The organism is Chryseobacterium sp. 27AL, from assembly GCF_057815395.1.
This window is the reverse complement of the sequence record NZ_JBYRIW010000001.1, coordinates 927,484-950,413: the sequence shown is the minus strand read 5'-3', so window position 1 is coordinate 950,413 and position 22,930 is coordinate 927,484. Positions and strand designations below refer to the sequence as shown.

The window sequence follows — 22,930 nt, the reverse complement described above, 5'->3', positions numbered from 1 at the left end:
TTTTAGCAAAGTTAGGTAAACTTCATGACTTTAAAACTCACAAACATTTCATGAGTATCAATTATTAGAAAAAACCACTGATGGGTTTTCAGTGGTTTTATATTTTACGATTTAAATTTCTTTAAAACTTAAGCCTTGCTCAGCCAGCAACTTTTGCTCCTGATCTTTATAATGTCCACTGACAAGTTTATCATGAATTGCTTCAAAAGCTGCCAGGGTTTCATTGATTTCCGAGTCCGTATGAGATGCCGTTGGGATAAGTCTTAGTAAAATCATTCCTTTAGGTATCACAGGATAAACTACTACAGATGTGAAGATTCCGTAGTTTTCTCTCAAGTCTTTCACTAAGAGTGTTGCCTCTACCGGAGTTCCCTGCATCATTACCGGAGTTACACAAGTATTGGTATCACCGATATTAAATCCTCTTTCCTTTAAACCGTTCTGTAGCTTATGTGTATTTTCCCAAAGCTTGGCTTTGATTTCAGGTCTTGTTCTTAAAAGCTCCAGTCTTTTCAAGCCTCCGATTACCATTGGCATAGTCAGAGATTTTGCAAAAATCTGAGATCGTAAATTAAATTTCAGATATCTGATGATTTCTTTATCACCTGCAATGAAGGCTCCGAATCCCGCCATTGACTTCGCGAAAGTAGAGAAGTATACATCTATCTGATCCTGGCAGCCTTGCTCTTCGCCGGCTCCAGCTCCGGTTGCTCCCAGAGTTCCAAACCCGTGTGCATCATCCACCAGAAGTCTGAATTTATATTTTGATTTTAATTCACAGATTTCTTTCAGCTTACCTTGTTGTCCTCTCATCCCGAAAACACCTTCTGTAATAACAAGAATACCGCCACCTGTTTCTTCAGCTACTTTGGTTGCTCTTTCGAGATTTTTTTCAAGACTTGCAATATCATTATGTCTGTAAGTAAATCTTTTTCCTGCGTGAAGTCTTACACCATCAACGATACAAGCATGTGAATCAACATCATAAACAATCACATCGTTTCTTCCAACCAGTGCATCAATGGTAGAAACCATTCCCTGGTATCCGAAATTTAATAAATATGCAGATTCTTTTTGTACAAAATCAGCCAGTTCTCTTTCCAGTTGCAGGTGCTGCTCGGTTTCTCCGGACATTGCTCTGGCGCCCATTGGATAAAACATCCCGAATTCTGCGGCAGCTTTCGCATCAGCTTCCAAAACTTCCGGGTGATTACACATTCCCAAATAATCATTAGCACTCCAGAAAATAACTTCTCTTCCCTGAAATCTCATTCTTGGTCCGATAGGTCCTTCTAATCTCGGGAAAATAAAATACCCTTCACCATAATCTGCAAATTGTCCAAGAGGTCCTGGATTTTCTTTTATTCTGTCAAAAATATCCAACATTTTTATTAATATTTTTAAGTAAAAAAGCCTTTTCTGATTTCAAAAGGCTTGATTTGTATAAATTGTTTATTTATTATTTTATGAATTCTGTTTTGAAAACTTCATCATAATTATGAACACAATTGTTGATGAATCCCTGTTCTTCCATCCATTTATCACTGTATACTTTTGTGATATATCTTGAGCCGTGATCAGGATAAATCAGAACAACTACATCATTTTCTGAAAATTCATGAGATTGTGCATACTGAATTAAAGCCTGGGTAACTGCTCCTGTTGTATATCCTCCCATGATGGCCTCTTTTAAAGCGATTTCACGCGTTCTGTAGGCAGACATTTCGTCATTTACTCTTACAAATTCATCCACTTTATCAAAAAGAAGGGCAGAAGGGATTAGATTTTTACCCATTCCTTCAATCTGGTAAGGGTGAACATCTTCTTTATGGATTTCTCCTGTTTCGTGATAACTTTTAAGAATAGATCCATCAGCATCTACTCCTATAATTTTAATATCAGGATTTTTTTCTTTTAGGAATTTTGCGGAGCCGGATAATGTTCCGCCAGTTCCCGTGCATGCGAAAAGATGAGTAATTTTTCCTTGTGTCTGTTCCCAGATCTCAGGACCGGTGGTCTGATAATGGGCATCAACATTTAACTCATTAAAATACTGGTTGATGTAGATCGAGTTGGGAGTTTCAAGGGCAATTCTTTTAGCCACTTCATAATATGATCTCGGATCGTTCGCGGGCACATTCGCAGGGCAAATATAAACGGTTGCGCCAAGGGCTTTCAGATAGGCAATTTTCTCAGGCTTTGTTTTGTCACTTACGGCAAGAATACATTTATATCCTTTAATAATACAAACCATTGCGATTGAAAATCCTGTGTTTCCCGAAGTAGTTTCTACAACTACTGAATCTTCTCTTAATAAACCTTTTTTCTCAGCGTTTTCTATAATATGAAGTGCGATTCTGTCTTTAGTGGAATGTCCAGGATTATATGATTCTAACTTGGCATAAACGGTTGCAGGAATATCTTTCGTCACAGTGTTAAGCTTCACCATAGGAGTATTTCCTATTAGGCCAAGTATATTATCGTAAACATTACTCATTATTTGTTATTTTTCAATAAAAATCTGTCGGCAAAAATACAAAAAAATAAATTTATTTCTAAACTTTTGTTTTGATTTCTAACCTCTAAAATAGATAAAAATTATTTTTCTATCACTATCCAAAGAGGAAAGTTTTCAAAAAGTGAGCCAAAACCTTTAAATTTTGTTAAAAACCCTCTAAAATCATATAAAAGCCTTATTTTCGCGTAATTGATTTAATACTATGAAAAATTGGACTTTCAGGCAATGGAACACCGTTCTCGGATGGGTGATTTTCGCCATTGCATTTATTACATACTTGTCCACCATAGAACCGAATTTCAGTTTTTGGGATTGTGGCGAGTATATTTCCTCGGCGGTAAAACTTGAAGTAACGCATGCTCCGGGAGCAGCTTTATTCCAGATTGTGGGTGCTGTGGCAGCCATTTTTGCTTTAGGGAAAGGCGAAAATTATTCTATCGTGATCAACGCGATGTCCGCATTGTTCAGTGCGTTTACGATTTTGTTTTTGTTTTGGACGATTACCCATTTCGTAAGAAGACTTTTAAACAAAGATTTTGATGAAATTACAAAACATCAGGAAATTTCTATTCTTTTTGCAGGAATTGTAGGCGCTTTATGCTTTACATTCTCAGATACATTCTGGTTTTCTGCGGTAGAAGGAGAGGTATATTCCATGGCGTCTATGTTTATTGCACTTTTAGTCTGGTTAATTACCAAATGGGAAAATGAATATTTGGCGGCAGACAATGAAAGATGGATTATATTGATTTTCTTTATTCTGGGACTTTCTGTAGGTGTTCACATGATGTGTATGCTCGCAATTCCGGCGGTTTGCTTTGTATATTATGCAAGAAAATATAAATTTACCTGGAAAAATTTTATCTGGGCAAATGTTATCACATTAGTTATTCTGGCTATTGTTTTTAAAGGAATCTTCCCGTTGATCATGACCATGTTCGGAAAACTTGAGATTTTCTTTGTTAATGGATTAGGTCTTCCTTTCCATTCAGGGACGATTGCAGCATTTATCCTGATGATTGCGATTTGCTACTTCCTGATTTCTTACACCAGAAAAATGAAGAGAAATGTTTATCAGACGATTGCTTTATCTGTCGTTTTCATGATGATTGGTTTCTCCTGCTGGATGGTAATTCCTATCAGGGCCAATGCCAATCCTCCGATGAACCTTAATGATCCGGACAATGCGATCGGAATGCTTGATTATTATAACCGAGAGCAATATGGCGACTGGCCAACAATCTATGGTCAGAATTATACGGCTTATCTTGATGCCAACGGAATTGAGAAAAATGAAGACGGAAGTTTTAAAACTCAAAAAACCGGCGAGATTTACGAAAAAGACGAAAAAACCGGAACATACAGAAAGACCGGCGACAGATTCAATTACGTCTTTAATAAAGCGCACGTAGGCTTCATGCCGAGAATGTTTAATGAAGATAAGGATGTAATGTCCAACTATATTTCGATGTATGGGGCACCTGATTTCAGCTTTAATTATTCAAATGAAGATGTTGCAGACAGCCCTGAAGCCAAGCAGATTTTTGATGAGCTGAGAAAAAAATATGAGGATGGAACCATTACCGCTTCAGATTATTTAAAAGTAAGACCTTACAATCTTCTGAATGTTCAGAGACCTTCGTTGGGACAGAATTTAGATTATTTCATCACGTTCCAGAACGGATATTATTTTGTGAGATATTTGATGTGGAACTTTGTAGGACGTCAGAATGATCTTGAAGGAAACATGGAAATCACGAGAGGAAACTGGATCTCAGGAATTCCTTTCATCGATAATACACTTTGGGGAAATCAGGATAAGATGCCAGCCAAGTTTAAAAATGAAAGTACAGTAAAATTCTTCTTTTTACCGTTAATTTTAGGGCTTATCGGATTCTTTTTCCAGTTAAACAGAGACTTCGGAAGATTTTATGCCATGCTTTCCATTTTTGTGTTGATGAGCGTGGGAATTATTTTCTATACGGGAGTAAAACCTTTTGAGCCAAGAGAAAGAGACTATGCAATGGTGGGCTCGTTCTACGTTTTTGCCATATGGATTGGCCTTGGTGCGGGCGCTATTTTATGGTTCCTACAGTCTAAAATAAAATCTAATGCTGCGAATATTGTTGCAGGAGTTGTTTTATTGGGAGTACCTTTTATGATGGGATTCCAGAATTACAATGTACACAACAGACACGACCGATATACTTCTTATGATTATGGATATTCTGTTTTAAAATCATTGCCTAAAAACGATATCTTATTTGTTTATGGGGATAATGATACGTATCCGGTTTGGGCTATCCAGGAGACAGAACAGTTCAGGGATGATGTAAAAGTGGTGAACTTTACACTGGCATCAACTCCATGGAATATCGATCAGATCAAAAGAAGAACATATAATGCGGCACCGGTGCCGGGTGTATTGACTCATGATGACTACAGAGATGGTGTAAACGACCAGATCTACATGATGAAAAAATCAGACTGGGAAGGGCTTTTCTCTATGTTGAAAGAACAAGGGGCACCTGAAACAGAGTTTGCAGAATTCAGAAAGTATCTTACACAGGATTCAATGACGATGAAACAGGCGATAAGCTTCCTTAAATATACTTCTCCCGCTAAAAATGAACTTCTTAAAATGTATTTCGGGGAAGAAAAATTTGAAAAATATAATATTCTTCCTGTTAATAAATTCATTCTTCCTGTAAATAAAGAAAATGCAGTAAAAGCAGGAATCATCAATGCTGCGGATCTTCCGAATACCGTAAACCAGATCATGATTACTTACAAAGCAAATACTTTGTATAAAAATAATCTGATCATGCTTGATATTCTTGCGAATTTCGACTGGAAAAAGCCAATCAGTTTCTCTTCAGGAGGAATCTATGACAGCGAAAATATTTTCTATCTTGATGAATATCTTCAGTTTGATGGATTCAGCTATCGACTGATCCCGATCCATACGCCTCAAACGCCGGACGGAGAGATGGGTAGAGTAGATCCTAATTCATTATATAACGTTGTAAAAAATTTCAGATGGGGTAATTTTAAAAATCTGAATACTCATTTTGACGAAACAGCGACTTCCAACATTATGAGCTACAGAGCTTCAGCAAGCAGAGCAGCGGCAGCTTTAGCAACAATGGGACAAAAAGGAAAAGCTTTGGAATTACTGGATCTTGCGTCGAAAGAAATTCCTGCAGAAAAATATAATGATCCGCGTTCATTAAGTTCAATGGTGTATGGATACATTGTTTCAGGACAGGAAGCCAAAGGACTGAAGCTCGCAGAAGTTTTGAAAAAAGGCATTTTTGAAGAATATGATTATTACATGAGTCTGAGCAAAGCCGATCAAAATTATCTGAGAAGACAGATCAGAACAAAACCGATGGAATATTCTCTGGTAGTTTCAGCAGTTACAGATGGCTACACAACTATCGGGAAGAAAGAGAAAGCATATGATTACCTTGTTAAATCTATTGAACCGATCGATAAGAAATTCAATACATTCGTTGAAAATCTAAAAGAAATGGGCAAAGAAAAAGCAATGAATGAATCTGAAGGAGTACAGAAAATCACACCATTCTACCAATATCTGTTTGATGTGATGGAGCCTTTTGATTCCACCTATTCGAAAGAAAAGGAAACCCAGATTACCAACGCCATTATTAAGGCAACACAGTAATAAAAAATTAAAACGGAACTTCGGTTCCGTTTTTTTTATGTTGGGATTCAAAAGTTTAAAAGATTATATTTGTGGGATCAAAGAAGCACAATGTCAGAAACAAAAAATCTTAAGATCCCGATGTATGCCGTATTGTTTACGGTTATTTTCAAACTGCTGTTTTTATTTACTCATTATATTCAGGAAGATGCATTTATCACCTGGAGAGTGGCTCAGAACCTTCTCGATTATGGAGTGATCGGATTCAATGGCAATACAAAAATCTCTGCTTCCACAACACATCTTTACGTTTTCGTTTCATACATTTTCAATCTGATTTTCGGAAAAGAAAATTTTATTGAGCCACTTTTAATTTTTAATTCCATACTCTTTACTATAGGTAGTTTTTTCCTTTCACATGTATTATTAAAAAACAACTGGCAAAAGGCAATATTTATATTTTTGATTGGGATTTTACCGCCGGCCATAAAAATTTCCATCCTGGGAATGGAGTACGGAATCCTTTTCTTTCTGGAAATGACGCTGTTGTATTACGGCTTTCATAAAGGTAAAAAATGGGTACAGATCATCTTACCGGTTTTCATTTTATTTACAAGAATTGATACGGTAATTTTTCTCGGAACCGTTTTTTTAATTGATCTTTTCTGGAATAAAAAAATCAACTGGACTTATATTCTGGGGGGAATTTTAGGAATTGCTGCAGTGCTGGGATTCAACTGGATATATTTCGGAGAAGTGATTAATAATACCATTGTTGCTAAAAAAATTGCCTACGATAATCATTTTACATTAGTCCAGAATATAGAATATTTCACCCAAAATTTCGGTAATTTCTGGGGTATGCTGAAGCTTCCGGGAGATTTTAATCCGGTTACGATTATCATCCTTACTTTTGAGTTATTATGCTTTATTTATTTGATCAGACAAAAAAATAGAAGAAATTATTTTCTTTGGATAATTTTTATTTTCGGATGGATTAAACAGGTTATTTTTATTTCTCAGAAAAGCCTTTTCGACTGGTATTATTGGGTTCCTCAGATTTTACTTTTTGTTCCTGTTTTGATTTTTATTTTAGAACAGAAAGCAAAGAAAAACCTCTGGCTATTTTTATTAATTATGTTCTATATCTTTCCGATGTTCATTTTTCAGACAGTACATGCTATAGCAACAGGTAATGGGGAATGGAATTACAGAAGACATATAGGCCTATTTTTGAATACCTATGAAAAGGATAAAAATCAGTGGATCTTTCTGGAACCTGCCGGTTATATTCCATATTTTTCGGGTTTGAAAACTATTGATGAAGTAGGCTTGGTAGATAAAGAAGTTCAGCTGGAAATTCAAAAAGATAAGGCGAATTTTTGGATCAATACTGTAAAAAATAGAAAACCGAAGTATCTGCTTTCTTACGAAGATTTGTACCAAAGAAAAGATGCTGAATATTTCAGACTGCATTACAGACTCGTTAAAGAATTCAGAATCAAAGATCATCTGAAAAGCGATTATAAAATAATTGAAAAGATATATATTCTGAAGCCTTCCGGGTCAGATTATAATTTATATGAAAGAATTGATTAATTTTGGTCGGAATGGAATTTTGGTTAAATTTAGATCTCTACAATAGACATTTCTCTCAAACTTTATATACTCTAAAAAATGAAATACTGTGCATTTCTTCGCGGTGTCAATGTAAAAGGGACCAATATGAAAATGGCTGACGTTTGCCAGGTTTTTAAAAATGCAGGAATGAATGATGTTTCTTCAGTTCTAGCCTCGGGAAATATACTTTTTTCATCTGAAAAAAAAGAAGAAGAATTGAAACAGATTCTTGAAAAAGCCATGTCTGATCATTTCTCATACGAAGCTTTTTTATTCATAAAATCGGACAAAGAAGTGGAAGAATATTTATCAGGAAATCCGTTTGAAAAGAAGGATCATTTACACTGCTATGCTTTTATAGGAAATTCCGGGATTGAAAATATTTTAATGGAAGAATTCCAAAAAGCTTCAAAGGCAGAAAACGAAGAAGCGCAAATTGTGAAGAATATCTTCTACTGGCAGGTTCCAAAAGGCAATACACTCGATTCTACATTCGGAAAAATTTTAGGTAAGAAAAATCTTAAAGATCAGTTTACAAGCAGAAATATTAATACTTTTGAGAAGATTCTAAAAGTATTTTAATAAGAAATAATTCTCTGATCTTCCTTACTTTCACACACATCTTATCATTAAATTCTCATTATTGAAAAATGAAAATTGTGAGTGATTTTGCATTTATTTCAAAATTTTTATTTCAACAAAAATAATCTATTATTTTAGAAGAAACTATATAGAATTGCGTACATCTTATTTCTTAGGATATAATGATGAAATAGCTAATACGTCTGAATTTTAAGTAAAATACACTGAAAAGAAGAATACCATAGCTGTACCATAACAGATTAGCTTATACTCTGTTATTGAATACTTTATGTATTTCATAATAAATATAACTCATATTTTTTGTTCCTATTGATTACAATCATAAAAAACAAATTCAGAAAACTATAGTTTTGTTCTCAGATTATTGAAATATTATGTAAACAACCTGATGTAAAGGATTAACGGCAGCATTAAAAAAAATTGGCGTGGTATGTATGTGGTATTTTAATTCAGGAAAATTTTAATCATTTTTTCTTTCTTTGTCTTTACCTAAAATTATAATCGCAGTTTCTGTGAGAATTTTAATAATAAATGCAATAAGCAAGAAAAACGTAATTACTACTAAAAGCAGGCCAATTTTCAAAATGATAAAATATCAAGCATAAAAATAAAAACTTCAAAAAAACAGAGATTGAGCTCTTATTGAAGTTGCATGCGAAGAGTGTTAGTGCTGAAGCTTAGACAAGCAACAGGAATTAGTAGAGATGAGAAAATATTATGAAAAACGAAAAGACTGAATTCAATTTAGAAGAATTAAACCAAAAGATTTTTGTGCAGGATGAGATTTTGGCATTAGCAAAAGAAAACTCTCCCCGTCTGTTGAGCAAATTCAGATTAGTGGATCCGGACTTTTTTAAAAAATTGTCTGACATTCAGCCGAATTTAAAAAATTCTGAACTGATTTTCTGTATTTATCTGAAGCTCAATTTAACAACAAAGGAAATTGCAACGTATACATTCGTTACTCCTAAAGCGATTCAAAACAGAAAAAACAGATTGAGAAAAAAGCTGAATATAGCATCAACTGTTGATATTTATAAATGGTTTAATGAACTTTAAACCATTTTTTACTTTCTACATCTGAAGAACAGACGTGTCAAGATCATGATACAATAAAATTTTCCAGTGATTTTCAACGGCTTCTTTTTGCCAATTCAGTCTCAGTTCCATTGCTTTTCTTCCATCAAAGTCACTTTTATAGGCCAGGTGATATTTTAAATAGGATTTCTGTGGAAGATCATCGGCACCGTAAAATGCAATTTCATTACCTTCTTTTATCCAGAAAACCTGCATATAAGGAGTGTGGCCACCAGCTACCTCAAAATAAATCTCGTCAGTAATGTACCCGCTGTCTTCCTCCATCCATACAATATTATCGAGTTTGATAAGCTTTTCCAGCGTGTCGAAATCAAAAGAATGATTACCGCGGTTATTCATGGCAAAACCAAGTTCGCGTTTCTGGATATAAATTTCAGCATTGGGAAATGTTGCTTCAAATCCGTTTCCTGTGCGGGTTATAGTCGTTTCAATATGATCTTTATGGAGATGGGAGAGCAATATTTTGGTGACCTGTTCCGGATTAATATTTTCTTTTTTCAGAAGTTCTGAAATTACTGTTTTTCCGGTTTCATTTTTCCAGCCTATTCCCGCATCAAGGAGAATGATATCATTTCCTGTAATGATCAGAAAAGGGGTTACAGACATTTTTATTCCTCCCAATACTGCTGAATTTTCTTCCGTTAAAAGGGTAAAATCTTTAGTTTTATTTGTAGAAAAATTTCCTTCTTTTAGTGGTATGATTTTCATGCTACAAATTTCCTGATAAATTCTGATTCGTGAACGTGTTTTTTGTCAATTTAAAATATCGTTAAAACCGATGGAATCATCATTTTCTTTATTTCAAAATAAGTATTTTTGTATTGCAAATTCGCAAATTCTTAAACAAAATCTATGCAATTGAATTCTCCGGGCAGTATTTCACGTACAGTGATATGGCTGATGACTGTCATATCAGGACTTGTCGTGGCAAATATTTATTATAATCAGCCATTACTGTCGCTTATTTCCGAAGATCTTAAAGTTTCTGAGGCTGCAGCTAGTAGAATTTCAGTTCTTACACAGCTAGGATATGCCGCAGGACTTTTGTTGGTTGTGCCCTTGGGAGATAAATTTTCCCGTAAAAAATTAATTCTCATCGATCTTCTTCTTGTATTTGCGGCTTTACTTTGGATGACATTTGCCAGAGAGCTTTGGATGCTTTATATCGCCAGCTTGCTTATCGGTGCCACTTCGGTTATTCCACAGCTGTTTGTTCCGATGGCTGCAGAGCTTTCTTCGGACCAGGAAAAGTCATCAAATATTGGACTGGTGATGTCCGGTTTGCTTCTCGGAATACTGTTGTCCCGTTTTATCGGTGGTATTGTTGGTGAAATGTGGGGCTGGAGAGCGATGTTCGGAATAGCTTCCGGGATGATGATCCTGGTATGGCTGGCAGTATATTTTAAGCTTCCCGAGCTTCATCCGAACTTCAGAGGAACATATTCTGAGCTGATGAAATCGGTGTTTCACCTTGCCAGAACTCAACCTGTTTTGCGATTAGCTTCATTTCGCGGGGCTATGGCTTTCGGGTCACTGTGTGCTTTATTTACAACACTGGTTTTTCACATGGAAAAGCCACCTTTCAATGCTGGTTCGTCAGTAGTAGGAAGTTTCGGTTTGGCCGGTGCTGTAGGCGCTTTGGCAGCTGCAAAAGTAGGAAAGCTTCAAAAAGTAATGGATCTCAACAGAATCATTTTTTATGCACTGATCATAGTTCTTATAAGCTGGGCTTTTACTTATTTTGCTGGTGAAACCTATTGGGGGCTCATTGTGGGCGTAATCTTAATAGATCTGGGCGTACAGTCGAGTCATATTATGAACCAGACCAATTATTTTCTCATCCGGTCAAATGCTGTGAACAGGCTCAATACTGTATATATGGTATCTTATTTTATTGGCGGATCTTTGGGAACATGGCTGGCTTCAATTGCCTGGCAGTATGCTCAGTGGGGTGGTGTTTGCCTTGTAGGTGTGTCTATGGGAATTTTGGCTTTGACGGCTCATCTGATCTTTAACAGAAAGCTAAATAATTAAAAATCAATTAAAAAAAATAATAGTATGAAGATAGAAATATGGTCGGATGTGATGTGTCCGTTTTGCTATATCGGGAAAAATAATTTTGAAAAAGCACTTGAAAAGTTGCCTTTCAAAGATGAAGTGGAAGTAGAGTGGAAAAGTTTTCAGCTTGATCCGACTTTACATCCTGATGAAACAAAAACTACTTTTGAATATTTCAAAGAGAAGAAGGGAGTTCCGGAAACACACGCCAGGCAAATGATCGGCCAGGTATCGCAGATGGGGAAAAACTCCGGAATTGAGTTCAACTTTGAAAATGCTTTAATAACCAATACGTTCTCTGCCCACAAATTATTACATTTAGCCAAGAAATACAATATAGCCGATAAAATGGAAGAAGCACTTTTCATCGCTCATTTTATCGACGGAAAGAATGTTGGGAATATTGATACACTTATTGCTCTTGCAGAATCTTTGGGAATTGATAAGAATGAAGCTCGGCAGGCTTTAACATCAGAAGAATTTAAGGATGATGTACAAAAAGATTTTTCGGAAGCAAGAAATCATGGAATTTCCGGGGTGCCTTTCTTTATTTTAAACGGAAAGTACTCTGTTTCCGGCGCGCAGCCGGTCGAATTTTTCACAGGTGCTCTTCAACAGACTTACGATGAAACGGTATCTCCTCTGAAAAACCTTTCAGGTAATGAAAATTCATGTGATGCAGATGGCTGTAGCATTTAAATGATAATCTGCTTCTGTTAATTTAAAATTTATTTTCTATGATTAAAATAAACGATGATCACCAATTTCCTTTAGATGAAACCCTTTTTGTTTTTGCATTGGATTCCGAAGCGGGAAAAGTTTTTAACAATAAGAATAAACTCATCACAGGCATCGGAAAAGTGAATGCCGCTATGGAGCTCACCAAAGAAATTCATCGCAGAAGACCAAAATTGATCATCAATCTCGGATCTGCCGGCAGCAAAAGTTTTCATAAAGGTGAGGTGGTTTGCTGCACAAAATTTATTCAGCGGGATATGGATGTAAGAGGCCTTGGGTTTAGCTTGTATGAAACTCCGTTATCGGGTATTCCGCCGTTGCTAGAGTATGGACTTAAAAAAGATGATCTTCCTGAAGGAGTTTGCGGTAGCGGCGATAGCTTTGAAATGAATCATTCTGAAAAAGATTACAATATTGTTGATATGGAAGCTTATCCGCTTGCGCTGATCGCTATGAAAGAAAATATCCCTTTCCTTTGCCTGAAATACATCTCCGACGATGCGGGAAGTGAAGCCGCCGATGACTGGACGGTGCAGGTTCATATGGCTTCAGAAGCCTTTAACAGGATTTTATTTTAAAGAAAATCTTAAAATAAAAGTTAAATCTCATAAATTTCCGCATCAGTAAATACATAGAATCTTCCCTTTTTGGGAAGATTTTTCGTATCCAGGCCGGTGAAATCACTGAAAGCCGGCAAGAGAATCTGATTTTCCGTTACGACAAAACAAGGCAGCTTTATTTTTCTTACCGATGAATTGATCACAAATCCAGGATGAATATGGCCGGTAATCTGAAATTTCGGGTGTTTTTTTTCAAAATCGTGGATGAGCATAAAATCATCAATTTCAAGCAATTCGGATTTAAAATTTAAACATAATTTAGATTCCAGCTTTTTTGAAATTCTGTCATGATTTCCTTCGATGAGATGAAAATGCAGATCCTTATATTGATTTCTCCAGGCACAGAACTCGTCTACATCGGAATTGTCTCCCGCATGGAGGAGATCACCGACAACAATAAACTTTTCAGGCTTGAAAAATTCTATAAGGATAGAAAGCCTTTCAAGATCATTTTTCATAATCTGATTGGCCAAAGCAATCCCGTTCTTCCGGAAATGTGCCGTTTTTCCGATGTGTAAATCTGAAAGAATCAGGGCTTTCTGTTCTTCCCAGAATAATGCCCTTTGATTGGTGAGGGTAAAATGTTGCTGTCGGACTTCTATACTTTTTGTCTGTACATTCATTCTTTGCGGAAATAATGATTTTTAAATAATGCTTTTCACATTGGCTTCCATACTTTTTCTGATTCTTTTCTCCGATAAACTGAAGAACCTTTTAACAAGAAATAAGGCAGAAATGGTCAGCCCAAGTCCAAGTGCAATCCACATTCCGAAGGCGCCCATTTTTAAGGTCACACAAAGAAAATATCCCAGAGGAATTGTAATAATCCAGTAAGCGATAAATGTATAAATAGAAGGAATTTTTACATCCTGCATGCCTCTCAGTGTACCTAAGGCCGTTACCTGAATCCCGTCCGAAAGCTGGAAAAGAGCGGCAATAATCATTAATTTTGCAGCAAGTGCAATTACTTCAATTTCTTCTTTTTTGGTGAAAAATGTAGGCAGGATATTTCTTCCTAAAATAAATATCACTCCGCAAATTGCCATAAAGATAAAAGCAATCTTTAAATTGTTTACTCCTACTTTTCTTAATTCAGTAAAATTTTGTTCGCCGAGTTTTCTGCCGATCATTACTGTAGAGGCTACACTAAAACCAATGCATAAATTAAAGGTGAATGAAGCCATACTCAGGGCAATCTGGTGAGAAGCAATATCATGAGCAGAGATTAGTCCGCAGATAAAAGCAGCGGCAGCAAAAGCGGTGACTTCAAAAAACATCTGTAGTGCTGTAGGTAAGCCCAGGCGTACCATTTTATCAAACATTTTTTTTGAAAAAACTTCAAGCTTTAATGAAAAATCTTTAATGTAGTGTCTGGTCTTTTTTTGTTTTAAAAGCACAAAATATAGAAAAACAACCATAAAAATTCTGGCGATAAGACTAGCCAGGGCAGAACCTTTTACCCCCATCGGCGGAATTCCGAAAAGACCTTTAATAAAGACATAGTTTAGAATAATATTGATGACGTTGGCAATAATTGTAGCTTTTGTGACGCCAATCGTGTACGACAAGCCTTCAGAAACTTCCCTTAGTGTCTGAAAAGCCATGAAAGGAATAATGCTGATTGCCATAATCGTTAGAAAATCAACCGTATCAGGGATTATTTTATCAGGCTGTCCGGAATGATAGAGTAGTGGCATTCCTAAAAGTAAAACTGCCATTAAAACAATTCCGACGGTTATATTGATCACAAATCCATGACTGAAAACTGAATTGATCGTCTTATGATCATGCTGTGAATGTGCTTCAGAAACAAGAGGCGGAATCGCAAAAGAAAATCCCAGGGCCAGCACAAACATGGAGAAGAATACGGCATTTCCCAATGAAACGGAAGCAAGCGCATCAGCTCCTAATAATTGTCCCACGATAATATTGTCAAAAAGATTTACCGAAACCTGACCCACCTGTGTAAGCATGACAGGAAGTGCCAGCGTAAGGCATTCTTTCGTATAATTTTTATCTAAAAATTTCATAATAGTTGTATTCAAAAAAAATTGCAGTAACCTGAGATACTGCAATTTTCATAATTTATTGAAAGTAATATTTACTTATTTCCTTACAAAACTTGCAACGTCATCAGCAGAAACGGTATTTCCTCCTAAAATGATCAGCCTTTCTACTACGTTTCTCAACTCCCTGATATTTCCTGTCCAGGACAGTGATTTTAAAGCTTCGATAGCTTTATCGTCAAATTTTTTCGGAGCTGTACCGTGTTCGTCGGAGATGATTCCTGCGAAGTGTTCTACCAATAATTTGATATCTTCTTTTCTTTCATCCAAAGGTGGTACATAGATTTCAATCACAGAAAGTCTGTGGTAAAGATCCTCTCTGAATCTTCCTGCTTCAATTTCCTTCTGCATATTTTTGTTGGTAGCTGCAAGAACTCTTACATCCACCTTTATTTCCTTGTCACTTCCTACAGGAGATACTTTACTTTCCTGTAAAGCCCTAAGAACTTTTGCCTGTGCAATAAGGCTCATATCACCAATCTCATCAAGGAAAATAGTTCCGCCGTTGGCCTGTTCAAATTTACCTTGTTTATCTTTGATAGCTCCTGTAAAAGAACCCTTTACGTGACCAAATAATTCAGATTCAATCAATTCGGAAGGAATCGCTGCACAGTTTACTTCCACCATTGGTCCTCTCGCACGCTCGCTTTGATTATGTATAGCATGGGCTACAAGTTCTTTTCCGGCTCCGTTCGGTCCTGTGATCAATACCCTAGCATCAGATGCGGCCACTTTCTCGATCATATCCTGAATCTTTTTCAAACCTGCTGATTCACCGATCATCTGATATTTCTTGCTTACCTTTTTCTTTAACGTTTTATTTTCGGTCTGAAGATTTTTATTCTCTTTCTTCAGGCTTTCTTTAGCTAAAGCATTTTTTACGCTGGTAATCAATCTGTTGATATCGATAGGCTTGGAAATGAAATCGTACGCACCATCTCTAAGACAGGAAACGGCAGAGTCGATATCTGCGTGTCCTGAGATCATAATGAAAGTGGATTCCGGCTTTAGGGATAAACTCTGTTTCAAAAGTTCTGTTCCTGAAAGTTTAGGCATTTTAATGTCGGAAATCACAAGTGCGAAATCTTCTTTTTCTACCTGTTTATAACCTTCAAGGCCATCTTCGGCGATTACAAATTCATAGTCAGTAAGTTCATCGGAAAGAATACTTTGGAGTACTCCTGAGATTGCTTTTTCGTCTTCTACAATAAGGATTTTTTGCATAGTTGCAAATTTAGATTTTTTGATTGAATTATTAGCAAAAACTATACCTAATCATCTATTTTGAGTAATCTCTTCTGCCAAAAATTGCCGATCCAACGCGCACTGAGGTAGCTCCGCATTCAATGGCAGTCGGAAAGTCATCACTCATTCCCATTGATAAAGTTTCTAAAGGCTGAAGCTGATTTAATTCATCAAAAAGTTCTTTAAGATTTAAAAATTCTTTCTTTATCTGATTTTTATCTTCGGTAAATGTTGCCATACCCATCAAGCCTGTGATAAGGACGTTTGGAAATTCACCGCCGAGGTAGTTTTGATATATATTTTTCGCTTCTTCGGCCTCCAATCCGAATTTGGATTCTTCTTCCGCTATTTTCACCTGAAGCAGAACTTTGATTTTGCGTTGATGTTTCCCCGCTTCTTTATTGATTTCCCTCAGCAGCTTTTCTGAATCAACACTTTGAATGGTATCAATAAATTCAGCAATATATTTTACCTTATTCGTTTGCAGATGCCCGATCAGTTGCCACTGTATGTCTTTTGGCAGGAGCGGGTATTTTTCCGTAAGCTCCTGTACTTTATTTTCTCCGAAGACCCTTTGGCCAAGATCATAGATTTCCTGAATAGCAGAAACCGGGTGTGTTTTTGAAACTGCTACCAATTCTACATGCTGAGGAAGCTGGCTTTTTATAGCGTTGTAATTTTCATGAATACTCATAAATGCAAATTTCTGAATTTTAAATTAAAATGTAATCAGATCTAGTCAATTTAAATTTAACCGCAAAAAGTAATGTGGTAAGTAAAAATCAAATAAAGTTTAAAGAAAGATCTCAGTTCAGGATTTCATTAATTCCCGGATATTCCGAAATTTTTCTAAAAACAAACCGATTGCTTTTTTGGAGCTTCTCAATAAAAAGATCCAGTTCATTAACGGAATCTGCATCTGTTAAATATTGATCATGCGTAAGGAATACGAGATGTCTGGAAGTCTTTTCAAGGTCATTAAAGAAAATGCTGTCTACTTTTTTCAGCATGGCTTCATGATCTCCTTTTAAAGCCATCTTGTTGGTTGGTTTCCATTCCAGATCCCAGCCGATTACTTTGTAACCTGCTTTCTTCAGACTATTTGCGGCTTCCGTAGAACTTTTCAGGTCGGTAACGGTAATGTTGTTCAGTCTCCAGATGTTTCTTCCTGGCGTTCTGGCAATTTTGTCATAAAGTTTCAGGCTGTCTTTAGCCGTATCGAAATCATGCATTACCCCTATCGGATCTTTGTAAAAGTCGGTGTATTTGTTGTGAGCATGCGTAAAGCTGTGGTTAGCAAGTTCTACCAGTTTATCTTTTCTGAGAAGCTGAAGGTCTTCCTGCTGTTTTTTGCTGCCGTAGGCATGTTTTCCCACCAGGAAGGCCGTTGCGCAGACATTTCTTTTATGTAATATTTTAAGGAGATTTTCCGTTCCGCGGTTGGGGCCATCGTCAAAAGTTAAATAAATAACTCTCTTATCTGGATCTAAAATATTTTCATCATCAATTTTGGGGACAATTTTTGCGACGGGATGGTCTTTCCGAATCATTTTTTCTGATTCTCTTATCATTTTTCTGATTACAGCTGTTACATATAATCGAAGTTGCACTCATCAATGCAAACATCCCTAGAAAAGACTTTTTTACAGACTTTTCCGCAAAGTTTTTTGTCATAAAATTAAATGGAGTTTAATTGTTAAAAAATGTTAAAAATTCCAAATAATTATTAACAAAAATTATGCCTGATTATGTGAAAATTTAAGTTTTAATTTTATTTTAATAAATACGCATTATTTGAGAATATCTTTAAGAAAAAGTGAGTTTTTTATGGCTGAAGTTCCCCATGTATTATTAAAAAATATAAAAGTCTTATGTTGCGCTTTTTTAATTTTTTGAGCTAAATCTTTGAGGAAATCTTCGCTATATTCAGATTTATATAAAACCGGTTTGCCGTGAAGTCTGTAATACAGAATATCAGGATGGTTTATTACAACATCTTCCGGCAGATTTCCCGGAAAGCTGACACCGGAAAAGACGATATTTTTTTCTTTAAGAATATTAAAAATTTCACCAGTCCACCAGGATTCATGACGGAATTCAATGACGTTTAAAAATCTTGAGTCGATATTGTTTAGTATGATATTTAAATTTTCAGGCGTATTTTTAAATGATGGGGGAAACTGATAGAGAAATCCCGAAAGTTTATTGTCCAAATGAGAATAAATATGGTCGCAGAAAAGCGTAATTTCTTCTTTGCAGTCTTTCATTCTTTTTTCATGGGAAATGACTTTTGGAATTTTGATGAAAAATCTGAAATCTTCCGGAGTTTCCTCTGTCCATTTTATAAGAGTCTTTGCAGTCGGCTTTCTATAAAACGTTGAATTGATCTCTACACAATTGAATTCCTGAGAATATAAGGTAAGAAAGTCTTTACTTTTGGCATCTTCCGGATACAGCGATCCTTTCCAGTCGTTATTGTAAAAACCTGAACATCCAATGTATAGCTTTTCTTTTTTCATATTCTTGGTTTAAAGTTTCTCTACAGATTAGAAAATTATTTACTATTTAAATCAACCGAATTTAATCGCAATGAATTTAAAATCACAGATAATGAGCTTACGCTCATTGCCGCTGCTGCAATCATCGGTGACAGTAATATTCCAAAAAACGGATACAATAATCCTGCCGCAACAGGAACTCCCAAGACATTATAAATAAAGGCAAAGAATAGATTTTCTTTGATGTTTTTAAGTAGTTTTTCACTGAGCAGCCTTGATTTTGCCACTCCTGAGATATCACCTTTCAGTAAGGTAATTTCAGCACTTTCAATGGCTACATCGGTTCCTGTACCCATCGCGATCCCGATATTGGCTTGTGCCAGGGCAGGAGAGTCGTTGATTCCGTCCCCGGTCATAGCTACTATTTTTCCTTGTTGCTGAAGTTTTTTGACTTCATTTAATTTATCTTCGGGCTGGCAATTAGCTTTAAAATGTTTTATTCCAAGCTCATCGGCAACGGCTTTTGCGGTATGTTCATTATCTCCTGTCATCATCATTACATCAATACCTTCGCTTATTAACTGTTGGATCGATCTTTTCGCATTTTCTTTAATTTTATCCGTAAAACTTATGAACCCCAATACCTTTTCATTTTCTGCAACATACGATACCGTATGAGCTTTCGACTGCATCTCTGCGGCTTTTTGCTTAAGATTCTGAGGAACTGAAATCTGATAGGTATTTAAAAGGCTTTCGTTTCCTATATAAATTGTTTTTCCGTCAATTTTTCCTTTCACCCCTTTACCTGAGATATTTTCGAAATTTTCTGCTTTTTCAGGTTTAATATTTTCTTCCTTTGCTTTTTTAATAACCGCATTAGACAGCGGATGTTCAGAATTCTGATTTAAAGAATAAGCTAATTTTAAAATTAAGTTTCTGTCACCGCTATCTACTTCAATATGTTCAGCGGATGGCTTTCCTTCGGTTAAAGTTCCTGTTTTGTCGGTAATTAAAACATTTACTTTATTCATCTGTTCAAGCGCTTCAGCATTTTTGATTAAAATCCCGTTTTTGGCACCTTTACCGATTCCTACCATTAAAGACATCGGGGTGGCAAGACCTAAAGCGCACGGACACGCAACGATTAAAACCGCTACTGCATTAACAAATGCAAAAAGACTTTTCTGTCCTTCCGGGCCGAAAAATTGCCAAAGTATAAAGGTCAGGACAGCTACCAGAATAACGGCAGGGACAAATATTTTCGAAACTTTATCCGTTAATTTCTGGATTGGGGCTTTGCTTCTGCTGGCTTCATTCACCATTCTTATGATTTGTGATAAAAGAGTTTCGTCGCCTACTTTTTCAGCTTTCATGATGAACACCTGATTTCCGTTGATGGTACCTGCAGATACTTTGTCATTCACATTTTTTTCTACAGCAACCGGTTCACCTGTAATCATACTTTCGTCGACGTAAGAACTTCCATCAGTGATTTTTCCATCGACCGGTATTTTTTCTCCGGGTTTTACTTTTAAAAGATCACCAATCTTTACCTGTGAAAGAAGTACTTTTTTCTCTTCTCCATTTACGAGAAGATTAGCTTCATCTGCAGAAAGATTCATGAGTTCCCGGATAGCGTTTCCTGTTTTCTTATGCGCTGCAGCTTCCATCAGCTGACCTAAAATAACCAACGTTAAAATAACACAAACTGCTTCAAAATACAAAGGAATTTCATGATTGTGGCCGCGGATTTCATGAGGAATGATCTCAGGGAAAATCAATGCCACAAGACTGAAAATAAAAGCAGCGGCAACGCCAAGGGCGATGAGACTGAACATATTGAGATTCCATGTTTTAAATGAAACCCAGCCTCTTTTCATTAAAAACCATCCTGAATAAAACAGTACAGGAAGCGTTAGTACCAATTCAATAATTCCCTGAATCTGATGTGAAAACGGGAAATCGATCAACATCCCGCCCATAGAAAGAATAAAAACCGGAACCGTGAAAACCAGAGAAATAATGAATTTTCTTTTGAGAATCTTATAGGTTTCATCTTCTTCATGATCATCTTTTTGCGGGACTTTAACAAGATCCATCCCGCAGATCGGACAGGCTCCCGGCTCGTTCCGTATGATTTCAGGATGCATCGGACAAGTATACTTGGCTATCTTTTTTTCAGGATATTTTACGAGATCCATTCCGCAGACCGGACATCCTACATTGGAATCATACAATTTATCTCCCTCACAAAACATCGGGCAGTAATATTTTCCTGCCATTTCATCGGTCACTTTCGGGGCTTCGTGCTTATGATTATGATGGTGATGATGTGAATGATTTTCATTTTTTACCAAATCTTCTGTAATCTCTTCTAAATGCATATTGCAAACCGGACAGTCGCCTTTGTCAGGATAAACTTTGTCTCCTTCACAGAACATTAGGCAGTAATATTTTCCAATATTATCTTTAAAATTTTCAGGGAGGTTTGTGGAAGAGTACGTTGGTTTATAATTAGGATCTTTTGCTTGTTTTTCTTCAATAGGGACGAGGTACATATTACATACCGGACATCTTTTTCCCTGCTGGAAGTATACTTTTTCGCCTTCGCATTCCATCGGACAATAGTATACGGAAGATGGAGAAACCCGGTCTTGTGGCTTAATGAATGTTTTATCAGGACTTGCCGGATCTTCCAGTTTATAATTTCCTATTTCTTCAAGTGCTTTATTTAAAATAGGTACATCAATTTCTTTATCGGAAATGATAGTAGCAGAGCTTTCCTCAAGATTAATGTCCGCTTTAATGCCTTCCAGGCTATTAAGTTTTTCGGCGATTTTTTTCTGACAGCCAGAGCATGTCATTCCGAGAATTTTATATTGATATTCCATGATCCTTTAATTATGATACAAATTTCCAAAATGTAATTGGAAGGTTGTTATAAATTTAAGGATAATGTTTATAGAATTTGGTTAGAAGGTTGGAAAGTGTTATAGAATTTAATTACATCAGGTCAACGTTGCCATTACCCAATACGCTCAAACTCTCAAGCACTCAAACTCAAATCTGATCAAGTGGTTTTCTGTTGTGAACTTTAAGTTTTTTAAAATCAGTAGGCGTAAAGCCGGTACTGTTTCTGAACTGTGATGATAAATGCTGAACGCTTTTGTAGCCTAATTTTCCGGCAATTTCCGTTAAGGTAAATTCATTATAAAGTAACAGCTCTTTTACCTTTTCAATTTTTTGAAGGATAAAAAACTGTTCCAGCGTAAGATTTTCATTTTGAGAAAAAGTTTTGGAAAGTATACTGTAATCTTTGTGAAGCTCATTGCTTAAGAATTCCGACAGAAGAAAATTTTCATCAATATCCAGTTCGCTGATCTTTGAAATGATGAGGTTTTTAATTTTTTCAATAAGTTGACGTGAAGAGTCTTTAATCCTCTCAAAACCTGTTTGTTCCAGAAGTTTTTCCAGCACCTGAATTTTTTCATCTGAAACTTCGGATGCCGTTTCTACTTCGCCAAGACTGATATTCTTTACTTTAATATCGGTCTTGTCAAAAATATGGGAAACTGCAGTGATGCATCTTTCGCACACCATATTTTTTATGAAAATTTTCATTGCTGATCCTGGCTGTTCAGCCGGTCTTTTACAAACTCAACTTTTGTTTTTCCGTGCGGTGCAGGATTTCCCTGCTCATCAAGATTTACCATCACAATTTTGTCAACAGTAATGATCGTCTGGTGAGTCATTTTATTTCTTACATCACATCTTAAAGTCAGCGAAGTAGATCCGAATGAGGAAACTTCAATGCCTATTTCAATAATATCTCCCTGTTTGGCTGAACTTACAAAGTTAATTTCGGAGATAAATTTTGTAACTACTTTTTTATTTTCAAGCTGAATAACGGCGTATAGAGCGGCTTCCTCATCAATCCACTGCAGCAATCTTCCTCCAAATAATGATTGGTTGGGATTGAGGTCTTCGGGTTTTACCCATTTTCTTGTATGATAGTTCATAATGATGTATTTCCGCTGCAAATTTAGTGTTTTTTAAAACCGGTATCATTAACTGATTGAATTTAGAGCTATAAATATTGAGATGAAGGATCATTGTCGAAGTAGAGTACCACAGATAGGGGTATTAATAAGTTTATAACGAGTGCTTTAAGAGAGCTGGTGGCGTGTTTATTTTTACAA

19 protein-coding genes are annotated in these 22,930 nt (G+C 36.1%); 7 read left to right on the top strand and 12 right to left on the bottom strand.

Features of this window, described 5'->3' with window-relative positions; all coding sequences use genetic code 11:
- Positions 1-111 precede the first annotated feature (111 nt).
- Positions 112-1,386: an aminotransferase class I/II-fold pyridoxal phosphate-dependent enzyme gene (locus AC3WV0_RS04140; protein WP_488844239.1), complete on the bottom strand. Its 1,275-nt coding sequence runs from the start codon at positions 1,384-1,386 to the stop codon at positions 112-114.
- A 73-nt stretch (positions 1,387-1,459) separates the two neighbouring features.
- The gene (locus AC3WV0_RS04135; RefSeq protein WP_090000838.1) at positions 1,460-2,497 is read right to left on the bottom strand and encodes a PLP-dependent cysteine synthase family protein; all 1,038 of its coding nucleotides are present in this window, start codon (positions 2,495-2,497) and stop codon (positions 1,460-1,462) included.
- A gap of 223 nt (positions 2,498-2,720) precedes the next feature.
- Here AC3WV0_RS04135 and AC3WV0_RS04130 point away from each other — a divergent pair, with 223 nt between their 5' ends.
- From AC3WV0_RS04130 to AC3WV0_RS04115, 4 genes are all read left to right on the top strand, one after another.
- Positions 2,721-6,206, top strand: coding sequence for a glycosyltransferase family 117 protein (locus tag AC3WV0_RS04130; RefSeq protein WP_488844237.1), 3,486 nt, complete (start codon positions 2,721-2,723; stop codon positions 6,204-6,206).
- Between the two features lie 90 nt (positions 6,207-6,296).
- A complete protein-coding gene (locus tag AC3WV0_RS04125) occupies positions 6,297-7,784 on the top strand; it encodes a DUF8728 domain-containing protein (RefSeq protein ID WP_488844235.1) in 1,488 nt (495 codons plus the stop codon).
- 78 nt (positions 7,785-7,862) lie between these two features.
- Entirely contained in the window at positions 7,863-8,387 is a 525-nt protein-coding gene (locus tag AC3WV0_RS04120; protein WP_488844234.1) for a DUF1697 domain-containing protein, read from the top strand.
- Between the two features lie 738 nt (positions 8,388-9,125).
- On the top strand, positions 9,126-9,467 hold the full coding sequence (locus AC3WV0_RS04115) for a helix-turn-helix transcriptional regulator (RefSeq protein ID WP_488844232.1): 342 nt from the start codon (positions 9,126-9,128) through the stop codon (positions 9,465-9,467).
- A gap of 15 nt (positions 9,468-9,482) precedes the next feature.
- Here the strand turns inward: AC3WV0_RS04115 and AC3WV0_RS04110 are convergent, their stop codons facing one another.
- Entirely contained in the window at positions 9,483-10,214 is a 732-nt protein-coding gene (locus tag AC3WV0_RS04110; protein ID WP_488844230.1) for an MBL fold metallo-hydrolase, read from the bottom strand.
- A gap of 144 nt (positions 10,215-10,358) precedes the next feature.
- Between AC3WV0_RS04110 and AC3WV0_RS04105 the strand changes: the two genes are divergently transcribed.
- Genes AC3WV0_RS04105 through AC3WV0_RS04095 form a run of 3 tightly spaced genes read left to right on the top strand, consistent with a single transcriptional unit; the run spans position 10,359 to position 12,880 of the window.
- On the top strand, positions 10,359-11,540 hold the full coding sequence (locus tag AC3WV0_RS04105; protein ID WP_488844228.1) for an MFS transporter: 1,182 nt from the start codon (positions 10,359-10,361) through the stop codon (positions 11,538-11,540).
- Positions 11,541-11,564: 24 nt separating this feature from the next.
- Positions 11,565-12,263, top strand: a complete 699-nt coding sequence (locus AC3WV0_RS04100) for a DsbA family oxidoreductase (RefSeq protein ID WP_488844227.1) — start codon at positions 11,565-11,567, stop codon at positions 12,261-12,263.
- A 38-nt stretch (positions 12,264-12,301) separates the two neighbouring features.
- Positions 12,302-12,880 carry a 5'-methylthioadenosine/S-adenosylhomocysteine nucleosidase family protein gene (locus AC3WV0_RS04095; RefSeq protein ID WP_488844225.1) on the top strand — a complete coding sequence of 193 codons (579 nt, stop codon included), beginning with the start codon at positions 12,302-12,304 and terminating at the stop codon, positions 12,878-12,880.
- A 20-nt stretch (positions 12,881-12,900) separates the two neighbouring features.
- Here AC3WV0_RS04095 and pdeM read toward each other — a convergent pair whose 3' ends face one another.
- From pdeM to AC3WV0_RS04050, 9 genes are all read right to left on the bottom strand, one after another.
- Complete coding sequence (gene pdeM, locus AC3WV0_RS04090; protein WP_488844223.1) at positions 12,901-13,545, bottom strand: ligase-associated DNA damage response endonuclease PdeM; 645 nt, start codon at positions 13,543-13,545, stop codon at positions 12,901-12,903.
- Between the two features lie 21 nt (positions 13,546-13,566).
- Positions 13,567-14,952, bottom strand: coding sequence for an MATE family efflux transporter (locus tag AC3WV0_RS04085; protein WP_488844221.1), 1,386 nt, complete (start codon positions 14,950-14,952; stop codon positions 13,567-13,569).
- Positions 14,953-15,027: 75 nt separating this feature from the next.
- Positions 15,028-16,212 carry a sigma-54-dependent transcriptional regulator gene (locus AC3WV0_RS04080; RefSeq protein ID WP_488844219.1) on the bottom strand — a complete coding sequence of 395 codons (1,185 nt, stop codon included), beginning with the start codon at positions 16,210-16,212 and terminating at the stop codon, positions 15,028-15,030.
- Positions 16,213-16,267: 55 nt separating this feature from the next.
- Positions 16,268-16,927 carry a YggS family pyridoxal phosphate-dependent enzyme gene (locus AC3WV0_RS04075; RefSeq protein WP_488844217.1) on the bottom strand — a complete coding sequence of 220 codons (660 nt, stop codon included), beginning with the start codon at positions 16,925-16,927 and terminating at the stop codon, positions 16,268-16,270.
- A 112-nt stretch (positions 16,928-17,039) separates the two neighbouring features.
- A complete protein-coding gene (locus AC3WV0_RS04070) occupies positions 17,040-17,804 on the bottom strand; it encodes a polysaccharide deacetylase family protein (RefSeq protein ID WP_488844215.1) in 765 nt (254 codons plus the stop codon).
- 219 nt (positions 17,805-18,023) lie between these two features.
- A complete protein-coding gene (locus AC3WV0_RS04065) occupies positions 18,024-18,752 on the bottom strand; it encodes a DUF72 domain-containing protein (protein ID WP_488844214.1) in 729 nt (242 codons plus the stop codon).
- 35 nt (positions 18,753-18,787) lie between these two features.
- The gene (locus AC3WV0_RS04060) at positions 18,788-21,622 is read right to left on the bottom strand and encodes a heavy metal translocating P-type ATPase (protein ID WP_488844212.1); all 2,835 of its coding nucleotides are present in this window, start codon (positions 21,620-21,622) and stop codon (positions 18,788-18,790) included.
- A gap of 169 nt (positions 21,623-21,791) precedes the next feature.
- Complete coding sequence (locus tag AC3WV0_RS04055) at positions 21,792-22,352, bottom strand: helix-turn-helix domain-containing protein (protein WP_488844210.1); 561 nt, start codon at positions 22,350-22,352, stop codon at positions 21,792-21,794.
- Positions 22,349-22,750, bottom strand: a complete 402-nt coding sequence (locus AC3WV0_RS04050; RefSeq protein WP_488844208.1) for an acyl-CoA thioesterase — start codon at positions 22,748-22,750, stop codon at positions 22,349-22,351. Before AC3WV0_RS04050 ends, AC3WV0_RS04055 begins: the two co-directional genes overlap by 4 nt.
- Positions 22,751-22,930 lie beyond the last annotated feature (180 nt).

Bases quoted from the DNA above. Each gene is read 5' to 3' on its own strand.
- AC3WV0_RS04055 (WP_488844210.1), bottom strand. From the start codon at position 22,352: ATGAAAATTTTCATAAAAAATATGGTGTGCGAAAGATGCATCACTGCA.
- AC3WV0_RS04120 (WP_488844234.1), top strand. From the start codon at position 7,863: ATGAAATACTGTGCATTTCTTCGCGGTGTCAATGTAAAAGGGACCAAT.
- AC3WV0_RS04070 (WP_488844215.1), bottom strand. From the start codon at position 17,804: ATGATAAGAGAATCAGAAAAAATGATTCGGAAAGACCATCCCGTCGCA.
- AC3WV0_RS04130 (WP_488844237.1), top strand. From the start codon at position 2,721: ATGAAAAATTGGACTTTCAGGCAATGGAACACCGTTCTCGGATGGGTG.
- AC3WV0_RS04100 (WP_488844227.1), top strand. From the start codon at position 11,565: ATGAAGATAGAAATATGGTCGGATGTGATGTGTCCGTTTTGCTATATC.
- AC3WV0_RS04050 (WP_488844208.1), bottom strand. From the start codon at position 22,750: ATGAACTATCATACAAGAAAATGGGTAAAACCCGAAGACCTCAATCCC.
- AC3WV0_RS04095 (WP_488844225.1), top strand. From the start codon at position 12,302: ATGATTAAAATAAACGATGATCACCAATTTCCTTTAGATGAAACCCTT.
- AC3WV0_RS04110 (WP_488844230.1), bottom strand. From the start codon at position 10,214: ATGAAAATCATACCACTAAAAGAAGGAAATTTTTCTACAAATAAAACT.
- AC3WV0_RS04115 (WP_488844232.1), top strand. From the start codon at position 9,126: ATGAAAAACGAAAAGACTGAATTCAATTTAGAAGAATTAAACCAAAAG.
- AC3WV0_RS04060 (WP_488844212.1), bottom strand. From the start codon at position 21,622: ATGGAATATCAATATAAAATTCTCGGAATGACATGCTCTGGCTGTCAG.
- AC3WV0_RS04075 (WP_488844217.1), bottom strand. From the start codon at position 16,927: ATGAGTATTCATGAAAATTACAACGCTATAAAAAGCCAGCTTCCTCAG.
- AC3WV0_RS04135 (WP_090000838.1), bottom strand. From the start codon at position 2,497: ATGAGTAATGTTTACGATAATATACTTGGCCTAATAGGAAATACTCCT.
- AC3WV0_RS04065 (WP_488844214.1), bottom strand. From the start codon at position 18,752: ATGAAAAAAGAAAAGCTATACATTGGATGTTCAGGTTTTTACAATAAC.
- AC3WV0_RS04140 (WP_488844239.1), bottom strand. From the start codon at position 1,386: ATGTTGGATATTTTTGACAGAATAAAAGAAAATCCAGGACCTCTTGGA.
- pdeM (WP_488844223.1), bottom strand. From the start codon at position 13,545: ATGAATGTACAGACAAAAAGTATAGAAGTCCGACAGCAACATTTTACC.
- AC3WV0_RS04105 (WP_488844228.1), top strand. From the start codon at position 10,359: ATGCAATTGAATTCTCCGGGCAGTATTTCACGTACAGTGATATGGCTG.
- AC3WV0_RS04125 (WP_488844235.1), top strand. From the start codon at position 6,297: ATGTCAGAAACAAAAAATCTTAAGATCCCGATGTATGCCGTATTGTTT.
- AC3WV0_RS04085 (WP_488844221.1), bottom strand. From the start codon at position 14,952: ATGAAATTTTTAGATAAAAATTATACGAAAGAATGCCTTACGCTGGCA.
- AC3WV0_RS04080 (WP_488844219.1), bottom strand. From the start codon at position 16,212: ATGCAAAAAATCCTTATTGTAGAAGACGAAAAAGCAATCTCAGGAGTA.